Below are 16,420 nucleotides of genomic sequence, written 5' to 3'. Positions count from 1 at the left end.
CCCGGATATGGAGTAGCCCCGCCCTTCCGATGCGGAGGGGCGGGGCTACTCGGCATCGGGTGAGAGGACCCGAACTCGTGGGTCAGCGCCAGTGTTCCGGCGTGACGGGGGCATCCCAGGCGCGGGCGTAGCGGCGCTTGTCGGGGGCGTTGGATTCCTTGCTGCGATAAACGATGTAGGGGCGGGTGAGGTAGCCGACGGGGGCGCTGAACATGTGCACGAGGCGGGTGTAGGGCCAGATCCCGATGAGTGTCAGCACGACAAGGCCGTGGACTTGGAAGGTCCATGGGGTGCCGACCATCAGCTCGGGTTGGGGGTGGATCGTGAAAAGGCTACGGAACCAGGGGGAGACCGTCTCGCGATAGTTGTAGGTGCCCCACAGCAGGTTGCTGCCCCATGTGTTGAGCAGGCCGGTGACCAGGGCGGCGGCCAGTAGCGTGTACATGAGCTGGTCGTTGCGGGTGGTGGCCTTGCGGACGGCGGGCACGGTGATGCGGCGATAGAGCAGGATGCCGACGCCGAGCAGCACCGCGAGTCCGGCGACGGAGCCCGCCGACACCGCGATCAGGTGGTAGGTGTGCTCGGAGATGCCGACGGCGGCGGTCCAGGACTCCGGGATCAGCACACCGAGCACATGTCCGCCGATCACGCCGAGCATGCCGAAGTGGAACAGCGGGCTGCCCAGGCGCAGCAGGCGGCTCTCGTAGATCTGCGATGACCTTGTGGTCCAACCGAATTGGTCGTTGCGATAGCGCCACAGATGGCCGAGCAGGAACGAGGTGAATGCCACGTAGGGCAGTGTCATCCAAAAGGTGGTTGTCATCGGCGGGCTCCCGATCCGTCGAAGAGCGCGGGATCCATGGCGAAGGTATCGAGCCCGACCTCTTCCTCCGGTGGTCCCTGCGCGGCAAGTTCGGCGATGCGGCGCCGGTCTGCGGTGGTCAGTGGCGGCAATGTGGCGACCACGGCGGCCAGGACCCCGGCATACGGGGAACCGCTGTCGGCCAACGACAGCCGCAGCAGTTCGACCACCGGCACATGCTCGCCGAGAAGCCGCTCGCCGCCGATCGGGTCGATGGTCGCGGCGAACTCGAGTAGCACCGGAAGGTGGTCGGGCAGTTCCTCATCGCCGAGTTCGACCCCCGCGTGCCGGTAAGCGTGCTTGAACCGCAACAGCGCCATCCCGCGCTTGCGGGTGTCTCCGTAGGCATAGAACGTAAGGTGCATGCTGGATCTGCGGCGCATATCGAAGGTCTCGACATACTTCTTCGCCAGCTCGATCTGCGAGGCGCTGCCCAGGTGGGCGAGGAAGTCCAACAGGTGCGGGCGGACCTCGGCCGGCAATTGCGCTGCCGCATCGGATATCTGGCCGATCTCGGCCAGCAGCTGTTCGCCGGGATAGTCGAGCAGCAATGCGGCGATCCGCCACACCAGGCGGCGGTCCCGCTCGGGCATCGGGACGACCGGTTCGGGTCGTCGACGGACCTTCAGCAGACTCATCGCTGCGCTCCGGTCGGCGTAGCGGCGGAACCATCGCTGACTACGCCGTTCTTCGCCCCGTTGGTTCCGTTCGCGCCATCGCCGTTCGCGCCGTGGCCGTTGGCGCCGTTGCCATTGGTCACGTTCGCGACGGGAAGCAATCCCTCGGTGTTGCGCCCGTCCCAGTTCAGGAGATTGATCCGATTCGACTTCTCCTCCGGCGCAGCGCCATTGGTGTCGGTGAGGTGGAACTTCTCCACCATCGTGTCGAATGCCGTCATACCGGGCCCGCCATCGGTGTCCAGGCTGCAGCCGGTAGCGAGAGAGTCCAACTCGTGCGCCTGGGTCCCCGCACCGGTCGGAATCACGTAGCGGTGTTCGTACTTCGCGATGGCAAGCAGCCGATACATCGCCTCGATCTCCTCCGGCTCCAGTCGCACCGACGGCGCGATCGAAGGATCCGGCTCCACACCGAGATTCACCGAGCGCATGAACGATCGCATCGCCGCAAGCCGCTGTAGCGCGGCACGTACCGGCCCGACCTCGCCGGCGGTGAACAGTTCGGCGAGGTATTCGATCGGGATGCGCAGCGCGTCGATGGCGCCGAACAGATTCGACGCGTTCTCGCCGTCGTGCCCGGTCTCCGACAGCACATCCACCACCGGCGACAGCGGCGGCACGTACCAAACCATGGGCATGGTCCGGTACTCCGGATGCAGCGGAAGGGCGATCTGGTAGTCGACGATCAGCTTGTACACCGGGGAGTTCTGTGCGGCGTCGATCCATTCCGGCGAGATCCCGGCTCGTTCGGCCTCGGCGACGACGCGCGGATCATGCGGATTGAGGAACACACCCAGCTGCGACGGGTAGAGATCCTTGGTGTCGGTGACCGACGCGGCCGCAAGCACGGCGTCGGCGTCATACAGCATCACGCCGATATAGCGCAGCCGCCCGACGCAGGTTTCCGAACACACCGTCGGCATGCCGACTTCCACCCGCGGGTAGCAAAAGGTGCACTTCTCGGCCTTGCCGGTCTTGTGATTGAAGTAGATCTTCTTGTACGGACAGCCGGTGACGCATTGCCGCCACCCTCGGCACTTGTCCTGATCGACGAGCACGATGCCGTCCTCGGAGCGCTTGTAGATCGCGCCCGAGGGGCAGGAGGCGACGCACGACGGGTTGAGGCAGTGCTCGCAGATCCGCGGCAGGTAGAACATGAAGGTCTGCTCGAACTCCAGCTTGACCTGGTCCGACAGTCGTGCGAGCAGTGGATCCTTGCCGATCTGCTCCGGGCCGCCGCCCAGATCGTCGTCCCAGTTCGCGCCCCAGGTGATTTCGGTGTTCTTCCCGGTGATCAGCGATTTCGGCTGTGCCACCGGGGTGGTGTCCATGGCGGGAGCCGACAGCAGGTTGTCGTAGTCGTAGCTCCACGGCTCGTAGTAGTCGCTCACCGTCGGCAAGTCCGGGTTGGCGAAGATGTTCAGCAGCCGTTTCATCCGCGAGCCGGACTTCAGCGTCAGCTTGCCGCGCCGGGTGAGTTCCCAGCCGCCCTTCCACTTCTCCTGGTCCTGGTACTGCCGCGGATAGCCCTGCCCAGGACGGGTTTCCACGTTGTTGAACCACATGTACTCGGTGCCACCACGATTGGTCCACGCCTGTTTGCAGGTGACGCTGCAGGTGTGACAGCCGATGCATTTGTCGAGGTTCATCACCATGGCCATCTGTGCCATCACGCGCATGTCAGTACTCCACTTCCTGCGAGCGGCGGCGAATCGTCGTCACTTCGTCGCGCTGATTTCCGGTGGGGCCGTGGTAATTCAGCGCGAAGGACTGCTGCGCGTAGCCGCCGATGAGGTGTGAGGGTTTGATCATGATCCGGGTGAGCGCGTTGTGGATACCGCCGCGTTTGCCTCGCGCATCGTTGACTTCGGAAGTCGTCTCGATGCGCGGCACACCCACCGCCCGGTCCTGGGCGTGGTACATGAAGACGGTGCCCTCCGGCATCCGATGGCTCACGATCGCGCGCGCGACAACGATGCCGTTGCGGTTGACCGCCTCGATCCAATCATTGTCGGCCACACCGATTTTCGCGGCGTCCTTCTCCGACATCCAGATCGATTGGCCGCCACGGGAGAGCGTCAGCATGTGCAGGTTGTCCTGGTAGGCCGAGTGGATCGACCACTTCGAATGCGGCGTGAGGTACCGGACCGTCACGCCGTTGGTGCCGACGTTGCCCACATCCGGCTCGCTGAACAAGGCCGTCATGTCCAAGGGCGGCCGGAAGATCGGCAGCTGCTCGCCGAGCTCGACCATCCAGTCGTGGTCGAGATAGAAGTGCTGGCGCCCGGTGAGGGTGTGCCACGGCTTGAGCCGCTCGGTGTTGATGGTGAACGGCGAATACCGCCGCCCGCCGGTCTCGCTGCCGGACCACTCCGGCGAGGTGATGACCGGCACCGGCCGGGCCTGGGTATCGGCGAAGGTGATTCGCTTACCCTCGTGCTCGGCGGCCAAGTCGGCCAGCTGGGTCCCGGTGCGCCGCTCCAGTGCCTGGAAGCCTTCGACCGCGAGCCTGCCGTTGGTCGTGCCGGACAGCGCAAGGATCGTCTCCGCGGCGTGCGTGTCCTTGGCCAGCGACGGGCGGCCCTGCGCCACACCGGAAACCACGGTGCCGTTCACCCCGGCGAGGTAGGCGACCTCTTCGCCGGGGTGGGTGGTGACACCCTTGGTGGTGAGTCCGAGCGTTTCGACGAGCGGCCCGAGCGCGGCCATCTTCTCCGCGATCTTCGAGTAGTCGCGCTCGACCACAACGATCTTGGGCATGGTCTTGCCCGGAATCGGCTCGCACTCACCGGCTTTCCAGTCCAGCACCCGGCCACCCGCTTGCGCGAGGGCGTCGGGTGAATCGTGTTGTAGTGGCACCGCGACGATGTCCTTGCGCGTGCCGAGGTGCTTTTCGGCCATCCAGGAGAAGCCGCGGGCGATCCGGTGGAACGCGTCGAAATCGGTCTTTGCCTCCCATGGCGGCGAGATGGCGGGGGAGAAGGCGTGCACGAACGGATGCATGTCGGTCGAGGACAGGTCGTGCTTCTCGTACCAAGTCGCCGCGGGCAGCACGATATCGGAGAACAGGGTGGTGCTTGTCATCCGGAAGTCGAGGGAGAGTAAGAGATCGAGCTTCCCCGTCGGTGCGTCCTCGCGCCAGACCAGCTCCTGCGGCCGCACGCCGGTGTCGTCGGTGGTCTGTAGGTTGGAGTCCGCGCCGAGCAGATGTCGGTGGAAGTATTCGTTGCCCTTACCGGAAGAGCCGAGCAGGTTGGCCCGCCACACGGTCAGGCAGCGCGGAAAGTTTTCCGGTGCGTCGGGGTCTTCGCAGGCGAAACGCAACGCACCCGACTTAAGGCTGTCCACCACGTGGTCGGGGGCGCTCTTGCCCGCCGCTTCGGCCTCGTCGGCGAGGTCGAGCGGATTGCGGTCGAAGGTCGGGTAACTCGGCATCCAGCCGAGCCGACTGGCCAGCGCGATATTGTCGGCGGCGGTCCGTCCCGCGAAAGCTCCGCTGCCCAAGGGGGAGGCGAAGGCCTGGGCGGTGAACGGGTCGTAGCGCCACTGGTCGTTGCTCAGATACCAGAACACCGTGCCCTGCATCTGCCGCGGGGGTCGCTGCCAGTCCAGTCCGAAAGCTAAAGTCGCCCAACCGGTTACCGGTCGGCACTTCTCCTGGCCGACGTAGTGTGCCCAGCCGCCGCCGTTGACGCCCTGACATCCGGTGAGCAGGGTCAGCGTGAAGAACGCGCGGTAGATCTGATCGGAGTGGAACCAGTGGTTGGTGCCCGCGCCCATCAAGATCATCGAGCGGCCGCCGGATTTGTCGGCGTTATCGGCGAATTCGCGGGCGATCCGCTGTGCCTGCGCGGCGGGCACGCCGGTGATGGTCTCCTGCCAGGCCGGGGTGTACGGCGCGGTGGCGTCGTCGTAGCCGGTCGGCCACTCGCCGGGCAGTCCATCGCGGCCGACGCCGTATTGGGCAAGCAGCAGGTCGAAGACAGTGGTGACGCGCTTGCCGCCGACCATCACGGTCGGCACGCCGCGCACCAGGACACCGGGCTTGTCGGAATCGAAGCGCGGCAGCCGGACCGCGACCGGCTCCTGGCCTGGCCTGCCGTGCAGTGTCAGCAGCGGATCGACACCTTCGAGGTCGAGATTCCACTTGCCCGCATCGCCCGCGGTGAAGCGGTGCCCGAGAGAACCATTGGGCACCACGGGCTTTCCGGCATCGTCGAGCAGCACCGGCTTGTGCGCCACAGCCTCTCCGGTGTGGCCGAGATCAGCTGCGGTGAGGAACTTGCCCGGCAGCGCGCCGTCGTGGTGGTACACGCCCTCGGCGTCCCAGCCCTCCGGATCATCCACGCACACCAGGAAAGGCAGGTCGGTGTAGCGCTTGATGTAGTCCAGGAACCGCGGTGTCCCACGATCGACGAAGAACTCCTTCAGGATGACGTGCCCCATCGACATAGCAAGGGCCGCATCGGTTCCCGGCCGCGCGGGCACCCATTCGTCGGCGAACTTGGTGTTATCGGCATAGTCGGGGGAGACCACGACGACCTTCTGCCCGCGATAGCGGGCCTCGGTCATATAGTGCGCGTCCGGTGTTCGGGTGACCGGCACATTGGAGCCCCACATGATCAGGTAGCCCGCATCGAACCAGTCGGCGGATTCCGGCACGTCGGTCTGGTCGCCGAACACCTGCGGTGAGGCCACCGGCAGGTCGGCGTACCAGTCGTAGAACGACAGCATCGAACCGCCGAGCAGGGAGATGAACCGGGCGCCGACAGCATGGCTGACCATGGACATGGCCGGGATAGGCGAGAAGCCCGCCACCCGGTCTGGACCGTAGCGTTTGATGGTGTGCACATGTGCCGCGGCGGCGATCTCGGCGGCCTCCCACCACTCGGCCCGCACGAAGCCGCCTTTGCCGCGAGCGGACTTGTAGCGCTCCGCCTTGGCCGGATCCTCGACGATATCGCCCCAGGCCAGCACCGGATCCTTGCAGCGTTCCTTGGCCTCCCGGTACATCTCGAGCAGCACGCCGCGCACATACGGGTAGCGCACCCGCGCCGGGGAGTAGGTGTACCAGGAGAACGAGGCACCGCGTGGACAGCCGCGCGGTTCGTACTCGGGCTTGTCCGCACCGACCGAGGGATAATCGGTCTGCTGCGACTCCCAGGTGATCACGCCGTCCTTGACGTAAATCTTCCATGAGCACGACCCGGTGCAGTTGACCCCGTGTGTGGAGCGCACGACCTTGTCGTGCGACCACCGATCTCGGTAGAACTCGTCGGCGCTGCGCCCGCCGACTTGATGCAGGCTGCGTTGATCGGCGGAGGCCTCGCCTCGCCGAAAGTATTTGCCCAATCGAAGGAGCGCATCGCCTGCATCGGGTGATGGCCGATCGGCCGATTCGGCGGGCGCGGGACCCTGAGTGTGTGAATTAACCACGACGCCCCCTTCGAGCTGTGAAATCGGGCTGATGCTCCGACTCTAAGGAGGTCAGATGGTGCGTCAAAATGATCCTCTCACAACGCGCGACGGCTATCGGTGAGTTGTGAGGTCGCGGCAATATGACGGTCACCGTGCGATAGCGGCGAAACGCTGTCGACATCGATGTGACCAGCACCGATGCGGTCTGACCGGCTGAAATGCCGCTTCCACCGGTTGTTTCGGGGGCTTGCCGGTGAAGCTTTGGAAACCGCTGGTTCTTATTTGCTTTACATTTGTTAACACATTGTCGACGGGCGCTGTGGATGGATTGCCGTGCCGCGCGGCCCCGCCGCAGGGGTGCCCGGAGCGATTATCGCGGACGCGCTGAGGTGTCGCTGCTTATTTGCCGATAATTCGGCGACCTGTCGTGAGCGGATGATTCCGGGTATCCCGCCGTCCTGGCCGACTCCGACGGCATCGCCTACACCGGCTCGGCTGCCTCGATGGGGTCCGGAGTGTGGCGGGGCATGCCAGAAGGGCATCCGCTGACTCGGCAAGGCGCCGCTGTCGCTCTCGAGCATCCACTCGACGTGATCACAGAGTGCGGATCGTTGCGACACTGGTACGTGCTTGTGTGGACGTGGCGAGTGTGACGGACCGGCAACCATGTAGCGAGTCGGGCGGGCGAACGTGACGATGTGTCGAGGCGTGCGGCTCCGGCTGGGCTGCTGATGCGAATCTCGGCGGTCCCGAATGTTAGTGGCGGCGTGTCGGATTCGATCCGGAGAGGTAGCTACAACATTGCTAATTCTCGGCGTGTGCTTCGAATATAAAGAACGAATATCGTTTAATATCTAGTCCTGCGGACGCGGTCTCACATCGTCGACGATGGAGCCATGACTAACCCGATCTTGCTTGCCTCTCGTGTAGATGTACCCAACTCGTTGATACGACTACCGCTTCATAGGAGTGGATTGCTGTGCTGAGCAAGTCGACCGATACCGGCGACGGGATGCAATTGCGGCCTCCCACCTTCGGAGGGCTGCTGCGCCGACTGCGTGACGACCGGCGCATATCCCGGGAAAAGCTGGCATTCGCCGCGGGGGTCAGCTCCAGCTATATCACCCACCTCGAGGGTGGCGATCGCGATCATCCCACCAAGGCGGTAGTAACCGCGCTGATCGCCTATCTGGATCAGATCGGCCCGCTGGCCGACGCCGAGCGCAGACACCTTTTCGACCTGGCCGGGCTTGCCGAGGAAACGTTTCCGGCCGTGCCGCAGTTGCGTGCGGAGATCAGTGGCGACATGCGCAACGGGCTGCGGCTACACGAGCCGAATGCGGCGAGCTACCTCGATACCCGGTGGAACATTCTGTCGTGCAATGACGCCTATGCCGCGACTTTCCCCGGGCTGGTCGAGGACGTCAATATCCTGCGCTGGTTCTTCGGTAACGAGCTGTCCAAACAGGTCATGGTCGATTGGCGGCGCGAGGCCGCGCTCACGGTGGACTGGCTGCGCGGGCTCATCGGCCAGTCGGGTGATACCGCGTGGGCCACCGAATTGCTCGACGAACTCGGCGGCTACCCGGAATTCCGGACCATGTGGGCCGCGGGCCGCACCATCTATGGCCGAGACCAGCCGATGCATATTCGTGACCTGGACACCGACGAGTGCTACAGCCTCGATGTCCAGATGTTTCGGGTGGATTCCGGGAACTATCCGGGCAGGGTCCAATTCTTTCTCGGCATCCGGACCCCGTGCCCCGTGCCCGCGCCGACAACGGAATCTTTTGGCTCGTAGGTCGCACGGCACATGAGCTGGAGCAACGCCGGCGCCACCAGCTCCGGATGCGTCCAAGCCGCGCCGTGCCCGGCATCGGGCACCGTGATCACCCCGGACGCGCCGGGGAGTCCGGCGGCCAGCGCCGCCGACTTGGCCGCGGTACTGGACGCGTCGTGGCTGCCGCGCAGCACCAGTGCGGGTACCTCGATTTCGTGCAGCCTTCGCAGCACCGAATCGCGTGTCATCAGGCATTCCGCGGCCGCCCGTATGGCGAGGCGATCACCCGCTTGCCAGCGGGTGGTCCACTGCGTCCATGCGGCCGGGTCAGGGCCACCGATCAGCTGTGGCGCCAAGGTCTCGGTGATCGGCGCAAGGGGGTCCTGACCGCACCAGGCGTCGAAGAATGCACGGTATTGCGCCAATTCGGGCAGGCTGCACGCGCTTGCCTCGGTATCGAGCAGAGCAAGTCCGAGCACTCGCTCGGGTGCGAGCAAGGCGGTGCGCAGCGCCACGTAACCGCCCTGGCTCATCCCGCCGATGACGGCCTTTTCGACACCGAGCGCATTCAAAACGGTCAGTGCGTCGCCCGCGAGATCCCAATAGGTGAACGGCTCGTCGCGTGGTGCCCTTGTTCCGCCGTGGCCGCGCGCATCCCACGTCACCACATTGATTCCGGCGGCCGTCAACGGTTTCCGCAAAGGTTCGAACATGGATTCGTCCATGAGGAATCCATGTGCGAGCAGCAGGACCGGACCGCGGGTCCGGCTCGGCCGAAAATGAACTGTTACCGAGCCGGATTGAACATAGGGCATGCGGCGACGCTACCGGCGGAAAAGGGCGCCGACCACGGTATTGCCCACCGGATGCGCTACACAGTTGTGTGTTACTTCCGGCCAGAGTTTTCACTGGCCGGTGTAAGTACATCACAGGGTTTGGTCGATGTTATCGATTCGCTGGACAAGTCGTGGCGAAGCGTATTTGATCCGTTTATCGGAGTACCCGCGGAATCGGTGACGAAACGCGATTACCCGGTGGATGAGGACAGGTTGCGCGCACATTGCGGGAGTGAGTGTTTCATGGCGAATGAGATCCAACTGGTACCCCATATCACGCTGGCCGCGGCCGCGGACTGCTCCAACGGCACCTTCGCGGTGTGCGGTGACGAGGGCCGCGCGCTCTGGTACGGCCCCTTCCTCGACAGCGACGCAGATCATCCGCACGGTGACCGCCGGGCTGGGGCGATGGCCGCGGCCGCCCGCGCTGTCTGGTTGGCGGGCCGAGCCCGCGCCGACGCGGGACACGACGAGGCGACCCTGCATCTGACCATCACCGAACCCGACGTGGACGCCGTCACGCTGGCTTGCGCCGCGTCGATATCGGGACTTGCGCTGGATGTGGTGGTAGCCGAGGACAATCCGGCGCTGGACTGGTGCCTGGCCTTCGGCAGGCTGGACTGGAACCCGGGTGCGCTGGTCAGCTTGGTCGAGGACAGCAGACCGCGTCTGCTCGAGTCGTGCGCGCTCCGCTCGGTCATCGCAACCACACAACTCGATACCGACTCGAAGGAGACCTATCCGATGATTCGCAGTTCGCGCGCTACCGCTTCGATGGCCGACAACCCGCCGATCGACCCCGGCGTAGAGCTGCGCGCCGCGCTGGAGGCGTTGCTGCTGCACGACGCCGTCGGTCTGGACGCCAGGATGCGGCACGCTATCGCCGCCGTCGTCCATCTCGCGGTCGATACTCCGCACGGTCCGCCGGAGGACGCCGATGAGTTCCTCGGCCGCCTCGACGCGGCTTGGCTGCTCGCCGCATGGGCGGGCCACGACACCGAAATGTCGCTCATCGCAACGCTTGCCGCGGGCGACGTCCCCGCCATGTCCTGGTGTGAGCTGATGTACACCACCGCGCTCGCGCCTTGGTCGACCAGTCCCATCGCGGTGCACGCGCGCCGTATCTTCGCCTCCGTCCAGCACGGCCACCTCGGCGCGGTGCGCACCCAGATCGGCATTTCCGGCGGCTGAGCGCGCTGGTTCAGCGGGGCCGGAAATGGCTCAGCGGAGCTGGATTTCGGCGAACGAGTCGATCCAGCGGTGTGGTGGACGCGGCGGATTCGGCTCGCCGGGGCGATGGACGCCGATCGCCGACCAGCCCGCCGCGACGGCGGCATCGAGTTCGTCCGGGTGGTCGGACAGGAACAGGATGCGCTCGGCGGGCGTGCCGATCGCGCCCGCGATCTTCTCGTAGGACGAGGATTCCCGCTTCGGCCCCGCGGTGGACAGATCGAAGTAGCCGCCGATCAGCGAGGCGAGCTCACCGCCGCGGGCGAAGGTGAACCAATCTTGTTGGTTGCGTACCGATCCCGACGAGTACACGTAGAGGTTGATCCCGGCGGCGCGCCACGCGGCGAGCGCGGGCGCGACGTCGGGGAAGAATTCGCCGTGCAGGGCGCCGGAGCGGAAGCCTTCGTGACAGATCAGTCCCTGGGCGGCCTTGAGCGGCTCGGCCTTGACATCCGAGCCGAGCCAGTCGCGCAGAATCGCGGCGACCTCGGCCTCGCCCGCGTCGGGTCGCTCGGCCAGTTCCCTGGTCGCCGCGACGATGGGAATGGCCGCGTCCGTGCGATTTTCGGCCAGCCACTCGGGGAGCCGGGCCCTGGTGTAGCCGTAAAGGTCCTCGCGCACCGAGCTGGTCGGGCTGGTGGTGCCTTCGATATCGACGACGACCGAGGCGATCACGGCGCGGTGAGCAGCTGGTCGAGCGTCGGGAAACCTTCGCTGATGCGGTCACCGGTGAAATCGCCGACCCAGCCGTCTTCTTCCTCGAAGAAGCGGATGGCGATGAAATCGGGGCGAGTGCCCATATCGAACCAGTGCAGGGTGCCCGCGGGCACCGAGAGCAGGTCGCCGCCTTCACAGACCACGGCCAGCACCGCATCGTCGAGGTGCAGGTAGAAACACCCGCGACCGCCTGCGAAGAAGCGCACCTCGTCCTCGGCGTGCCGGTGTTCGTTGAGGAACTTCTCGCGGGCGCCCTTCGCGATCTGCGGCCACTGCGGGTTCGCATCGTCGGGGTGGATGCGGGCGATGTCGATGTGCCGGTAGCGGCCGGCGACATTGAGCTCGGCGACCCGGTCGGCGTACTCGGCCAGCAGCACATCCGAGGCAGTGCCGGCGGCGTTGTCCACCACCGGCCATCGGTCGAAAGCGATTCCGCGGTCGGCCAATTGCGCGGCGATCACCGCGTCGTCCGTGGTCCGCAGCAGTACCTTGTCGGCATTGTCGGCGGCCATCACCTGCAAAAGCGTCATGTCAATCCAATCTCGAGGATCTCGTCACGTGAGCGGGCTGTGTCATTTCGAGCGACCTGCGAGCAGTCGCCAGCGGTGTCATTTCGAGCGACCTGTGAGCAGTCGCCAGTGGCGAACGCCTGCCGTCGACCGGTACGGATCACCAGTTCGCACAATGCCTCCAGGCATTCGGCGCGGTCACGTGCCTGGGAAAGATTGTCTCCCCAGGTGGTGATGCCGTGGCCCGCGATACTCAATACCGGTGGTGCGGTGGGGTTCTCGGACAGGTACCGCTCGATGTCGGTACCGATGCCGGCAACATCGGGCCAATTGGGGAACACCGGGATATCGATGGCCGCCGGGTCGGCGCCGCCGAGTCCCTTGATGAGTTCGAAGTCGGCAATTCGCAGGGTGGTCACCTCGTCCGGAGAACCCGTCTGCGTCGAAAGGGTTGTCGCGTACGGCGGATGGATGTGAACAACCGCAGCGGCGGCGGTCGTTCGGTAGACAGCGGTGTGAATGGTGGTCTCCGCCGACGGTTTCCGCTGCTGCTGGGGCGCTGGAGCCGAATCCAGCACGCGGACCGTCACCATGTCGCGCTCGGACAATTCGCCTTTCGACAGGCCGCTGCCGGTGATCACCGCGGCCTCCCCGATCCGCACCGAGATATTGCCCGCGGTGCCAGGCATCCAGCCGCGCTGATACAGCTCGCGTGCGATGCTCGCGATCGCGATGGCCGGGTCTCGAGCTGCGACGCGATCCACGGCGCGCATGCTCGTCTCGGCGGGTGTGGCGACGGGATCGCTGTCGGCGTCGACGGTGGCCGCTCGATGGACGACGCCGAGTTCGGTCACCACGGCCGTCACCAGGTCGGCGGGGGTGACGTCGAAGGCCGGGTTGAAAACCTCGGTGCCCTCGGGAGCTGTTGGGACACCGCCGAATCCGGTGACCTCGGCGGCGGCTCGCTGTTCCACGACGATGTCGTCACCGGTCGCCATATTCGGGTCGCGGGTGGACTCGGGGGCTACGACGATGAACGGTATGCCGTGATGGCGGGCGGCGAGCGCAAGGGCGTAGGTACCGATCTTGTTCGCGACGTCGCCGTTGACCGTGACGCGATCGGCGCCGACAAGGACGCAATCGACCTGACCGGTGGCCATCGCCCAGGCCGCCGCGGAGTCGATGGTGAGGCGATGTGGGATGCCTGCCTCGGCCAGCTCCCACGCCGTCAGGCGCGCACCCTGTAGCAGTGGACGGGTCTCGTCGACCAGGACGTCCTCGATCGCGTCGCGCTCGAACAGCACCCGAAGCGTGCCGATCGCGGTGCCGAAGGCGCTCGTCGCGAGCCTGCCGGTGTTGCAGTGGGTCAGCACCCGCAGCGGGCGATCCGGGCAGAGCTCTTGCACCAGATCGGCGGCGTTCGTCGCGGCGGCACGGTTGACCCGGCCGTCCTCGGCGAGGATGGCCAGCGTCTCCGCGAGCACCGCGTCCGCACCCAGCGGCACCTGGGCCGTGACCCTGCGCACCGCCCAGGCCAGGTTGACCGCGGTGGGCCTGGTTGCCGTGATGCGCTCGGCGTCGGCTTCGACGCGCGCCACATCGACCACGCCGTCGGCCGTGTTCGCGGCAGTGGCGATAACCACCCCGAACGCCCCCGCGATCCCGATTGCGGGAGCACCGCGGATGGCAAGCACCCGGATGGCGTCGATGATCTGATCGACCGTCGTGAGCCGCAGCTCCCGTACCTCGTGCGGCAGCCCGCGCTGGTCGATGGTGACCAGCGCACCGTCGTCCCAGATGAGGGAACTGTCGTCCATCAGGTGCGTCCTTCTAGTCGTCAAGAGGGCCGTTGTGCCTGGTCAACGGTATCCGACCGGGGACGGTGCCGAAAAATCGACTCACGCCCGCGCCCGCAGCTTCGCCGCCCGCTCGATGGGGTCGTAGTTCGGTCCTACGCCCCTCGAGCCATACCAGGCTCTGTCGGCAAAGTGCCTACTCAGCGATGAATTCCGCCTCGCGTTCCACCGCCTCGATGGTGGCCTCGGGGACGCGGATCGGGCCGGGGGTGTAGGTCACCGAACGCAGCTCGCCGGAGTAGCGGAACGGACCGCGGCGTTCGCGCAGGTCCCAGGAGACCGGGCCGCGGGCGTCGACACCGACTGAGATACCGGTCCATGGGGCCATACCGACCAGCTGTACCTGATCGCGCAGTTCACCGACGCGGTCGCCGTTGATGCCGACGCTGAAATCCCAGCGCAGGTGTGGGCGCGCCACCGCGGCGACGGTGATTCGGCGGGTGTCGTCGTCCAGCGGGCCCGCCGACACCGTGGCGTAGTTGCCGTAGCTGTTCACCCCGAAGGTGACCCAGCCGTCTTCGATGTAGAGCAGGTAGCCGCCGAGCGGATCGCCGTGCGCCACCAGGACGCCCTCATCGCCGGGACGGTAGCCGCTGAGCTCGGCGGTGATGGCGAAGTCTCGGTAGGCGATCAGGCGCTGCGATCGATAGCGCTCCAGGGTCGGTGTACCCGGCAGCAATCGCAGTGGCTCGGCGAAGCGGGACTCCTCTGGCCGCCTGCGGGCCAGATCCTGGCGGGTCAGCAGCGGGAAAACCGTATTGGCCCACGCCGATTCGTCCCACGCCCGCGCGAGTTCGGCGGCTTTTTCCGGGAACTGGTCCGAAAGGTCGTGCAGCTCGGTCGGGTCGGTGCGCACGTCGAACAGCTGCCAATTGGGGGCGTCGACATCGTCGCCGCGTTCGTGCAGCGACAACAGCTTCCAGCCGTCACGGTAGAAGCCGCGATGCCCGGTCATCTCCGAGTACTGCTCAGTGTGTGTGCTGCGGGCCTGCGGGTCGCGGAGTACGTCGGCGGCGGAGATACCGTCGAACTCCTTGGCGGGCAGGCCATTGCGCACGCTCGGCCGTTGCAGGCCGGCCAGGTCGAGCAGGGTCGGCGCCAGATCGGTGACGTAGGCGTATTCCTGCCGGATGCCGCTGTCGGCATCGGTGCGCGGCAATCCCTTCGGCCAGGACACGATGAGCGGCACCCGGACACCACCCGCGAAGGTCTGGCCCTTGTAGAACCGGAACGGTGTGTTGGAGGCTTGGCCCCAGCCGCGCGGGTAGTGCACGCCGAGCCGGGCGGTGCCGATCAGTTCCTCGTCGTGCGGAACATCGCCGACCCAATCCGGATCGTCGATGTGCGCGAACTCCGCGAAATAGGTACGGGTGCCCTCCGGTCCGCCTTCGGCGGTGCCGCCGTTGTCCGAGGTGAACACGACGATGGTGTTGTCGAGCTCATCGAGCTGCTCGACCACGTCGAGAATGCGGCCGAGGCTCTGGTCGATGCTGTCGACCATGCCCGCGTACACCTCCATATACCTGGCGAAGCGGCGCTGCTCCTCGGCGCCGAGCGAATCCCACTCCGCCGCCTCGTATCCCGGCTCGGTGTTGCGTGCCTTCTGTTGTGTGCCCTCAGGGAACAGGCCCTGCGCGAGCTGAGCGGCAAACCGGTTCTGTCGCAGTCGGTCCCAGCCTTCGGCGTAGCGGCCGCGGTACTTGGCCAGGTCCTCGGGCTTTGCCTGCAACGGGCCGTGCATGGCGACGTGCGCGAAGTACAGAAAGAAGGGCTTGGCCGAATCGTGGGCGCGCAGATCCTTGAGGTAGCCGATGGCCTTGTCGGTCAGGTCGTCGGTCAGGTAATAGCCCTCCGGATACCGCTCGACATCGACGACGGACGAGTCCGACACCAATTGGTTGGGGTAGTAGAAGGAGTTGAGCCCCTCGAGTGAGCCGTAGTAGCGGTCGAAGCCGCGCTGGGTCGGCCACGAATCCCGGTGTGCGGCAGGGTTCATCGTGGCGTCGCGCACCAGGTGCCACTTGCCGACCGCGTAGGTTGCGTAACCGTTGCCACGCAGTATCTCCGGCAGTGTCAGCACATCGTCGGCCAGCTCCAAACGCAGGCCGGGGTATCCAGGATCAGCATTGGCAACGAAGCCGAATCCGGCACGGTGGGAGTTGATTCCGGTCAGCAGCGCCGCGCGCGACGGCGAGCACAGCGGGGTGGTGTGGTAGTTCGTGAGCCGAACCCCGTTGGCGGCCAGCCGGTCCAGCGTCGGCGTCTCGATCTCGGAGCCGAACGGGCCGATATCGCTGTATCCCATGTCGTCGACCAGCACCACGATGATGTTGGGGGCGCCGGCCGGTGCGGTGGGCGAATAGGTCCATTCGGGTGTCGAATCGGCGGTGGTGCGGCCGATCGAACCGGAGAAGGATTCGTAACCGCGGGCATGGGATGGAACAGTCATCATTCCAGTCAAAGTCGGGCAATGCCAGGTCACCAGTATTTCGCGCACGGTGCGCCGAACCGGTGCTTGGGCTATGTCGTTGAAGA

Annotated in this window: 11 protein-coding genes; 2 read left to right on the top strand and 9 right to left on the bottom strand. The window is 65.8% G+C overall.

Going from position 1 to position 16,420, the window contains the following annotated elements:
- Positions 1-82: 82 nt before the first annotated feature.
- The 4 genes from narI to ACFQZZ_RS19835 are packed head-to-tail and all read right to left on the bottom strand — an operon-like array spanning position 83 to position 6,975.
- Positions 83-823: a respiratory nitrate reductase subunit gamma gene (narI, locus tag ACFQZZ_RS19850; RefSeq protein ID WP_378682608.1), complete on the bottom strand. Its 741-nt coding sequence runs from the start codon at positions 821-823 to the stop codon at positions 83-85.
- Complete coding sequence (gene narJ, locus ACFQZZ_RS19845; protein ID WP_378682605.1) at positions 820-1,500, bottom strand: nitrate reductase molybdenum cofactor assembly chaperone; 681 nt, start codon at positions 1,498-1,500, stop codon at positions 820-822. The genes narI and narJ overlap by 4 nt, the downstream gene beginning before the upstream one ends.
- On the bottom strand, positions 1,497-3,218 hold the full coding sequence (narH, locus tag ACFQZZ_RS19840) for a nitrate reductase subunit beta (protein WP_378682603.1): 1,722 nt from the start codon (positions 3,216-3,218) through the stop codon (positions 1,497-1,499). The genes narJ and narH overlap by 4 nt, the downstream gene beginning before the upstream one ends.
- 1 nt (position 3,219) lies before the next feature.
- A complete protein-coding gene (locus tag ACFQZZ_RS19835) occupies positions 3,220-6,975 on the bottom strand; it encodes a nitrate reductase subunit alpha (protein WP_378682600.1) in 3,756 nt (1,251 codons plus the stop codon).
- 961 nt (positions 6,976-7,936) lie between these two features.
- On the opposite strand from ACFQZZ_RS19835, the gene ACFQZZ_RS19830 reads away from it, so the two are divergent.
- The gene (locus tag ACFQZZ_RS19830) at positions 7,937-8,758 is read left to right on the top strand and encodes a helix-turn-helix transcriptional regulator (protein ID WP_378682597.1); all 822 of its coding nucleotides are present in this window, start codon (positions 7,937-7,939) and stop codon (positions 8,756-8,758) included.
- Here ACFQZZ_RS19830 and ACFQZZ_RS19825 read toward each other — a convergent pair.
- Entirely contained in the window at positions 8,674-9,552 is an 879-nt protein-coding gene (locus ACFQZZ_RS19825; protein WP_378682594.1) for an alpha/beta fold hydrolase, read from the bottom strand. The two genes, ACFQZZ_RS19830 and ACFQZZ_RS19825, sit on opposite strands and share 85 nt — an antisense overlap.
- 264 nt (positions 9,553-9,816) lie before the next feature.
- Between ACFQZZ_RS19825 and ACFQZZ_RS19820 the strand changes: the two genes are divergently transcribed.
- Positions 9,817-10,764 carry a hypothetical protein gene (locus ACFQZZ_RS19820; protein WP_378682591.1) on the top strand — a complete coding sequence of 316 codons (948 nt, stop codon included), beginning with the start codon at positions 9,817-9,819 and terminating at the stop codon, positions 10,762-10,764.
- A 30-nt stretch (positions 10,765-10,794) separates the two neighbouring features.
- Here ACFQZZ_RS19820 and mtnC read toward each other — a convergent pair whose 3' ends face one another.
- The 4 genes from mtnC to ACFQZZ_RS19800 form a co-directional block, all read right to left on the bottom strand.
- Positions 10,795-11,478, bottom strand: a complete 684-nt coding sequence (gene mtnC, locus ACFQZZ_RS19815) for an acireductone synthase (protein ID WP_378682588.1) — start codon at positions 11,476-11,478, stop codon at positions 10,795-10,797.
- On the bottom strand, positions 11,475-12,050 hold the full coding sequence (locus ACFQZZ_RS19810) for an acireductone dioxygenase (protein WP_378682585.1): 576 nt from the start codon (positions 12,048-12,050) through the stop codon (positions 11,475-11,477). Before ACFQZZ_RS19810 ends, mtnC begins: the two co-directional genes overlap by 4 nt.
- Positions 12,047-13,846 carry an S-methyl-5-thioribose-1-phosphate isomerase gene (mtnA, locus tag ACFQZZ_RS19805; protein ID WP_378682582.1) on the bottom strand — a complete coding sequence of 600 codons (1,800 nt, stop codon included), beginning with the start codon at positions 13,844-13,846 and terminating at the stop codon, positions 12,047-12,049. Before mtnA ends, ACFQZZ_RS19810 begins: the two co-directional genes overlap by 4 nt.
- 175 nt (positions 13,847-14,021) lie before the next feature.
- Entirely contained in the window at positions 14,022-16,334 is a 2,313-nt protein-coding gene (locus ACFQZZ_RS19800; RefSeq protein ID WP_378683163.1) for an arylsulfatase, read from the bottom strand.
- Positions 16,335-16,420: the final 86 nt, after the last annotated feature.

Origin of the sequence: Nocardia sp. GCM10030253, assembly GCF_042675075.1 — a bacterium.
Lineage (GTDB): Bacteria > Actinomycetota > Actinomycetes > Mycobacteriales > Mycobacteriaceae > Nocardia.
The sequence above is the reverse complement of the archived record's forward strand: the minus strand, read 5'-3'. Positions and strand labels throughout refer to the sequence as shown.

Bases quoted from the DNA above. Each gene is read 5' to 3' on its own strand.
- narI (WP_378682608.1), bottom strand. From the start codon at position 823: ATGACAACCACCTTTTGGATGACACTGCCCTACGTGGCATTCACCTCG.
- narJ (WP_378682605.1), bottom strand. From the start codon at position 1,500: ATGAGTCTGCTGAAGGTCCGTCGACGACCCGAACCGGTCGTCCCGATG.
- narH (WP_378682603.1), bottom strand. From the start codon at position 3,218: ATGCGCGTGATGGCACAGATGGCCATGGTGATGAACCTCGACAAATGC.
- ACFQZZ_RS19825 (WP_378682594.1), bottom strand. From the start codon at position 9,552: ATGCCCTATGTTCAATCCGGCTCGGTAACAGTTCATTTTCGGCCGAGC.
- ACFQZZ_RS19820 (WP_378682591.1), top strand. From the start codon at position 9,817: ATGGCGAATGAGATCCAACTGGTACCCCATATCACGCTGGCCGCGGCC.
- ACFQZZ_RS19810 (WP_378682585.1), bottom strand. From the start codon at position 12,050: ATGACGCTTTTGCAGGTGATGGCCGCCGACAATGCCGACAAGGTACTG.
- mtnA (WP_378682582.1), bottom strand. From the start codon at position 13,846: ATGGACGACAGTTCCCTCATCTGGGACGACGGTGCGCTGGTCACCATC.
- ACFQZZ_RS19800 (WP_378683163.1), bottom strand. From the start codon at position 16,334: ATGACTGTTCCATCCCATGCCCGCGGTTACGAATCCTTCTCCGGTTCG.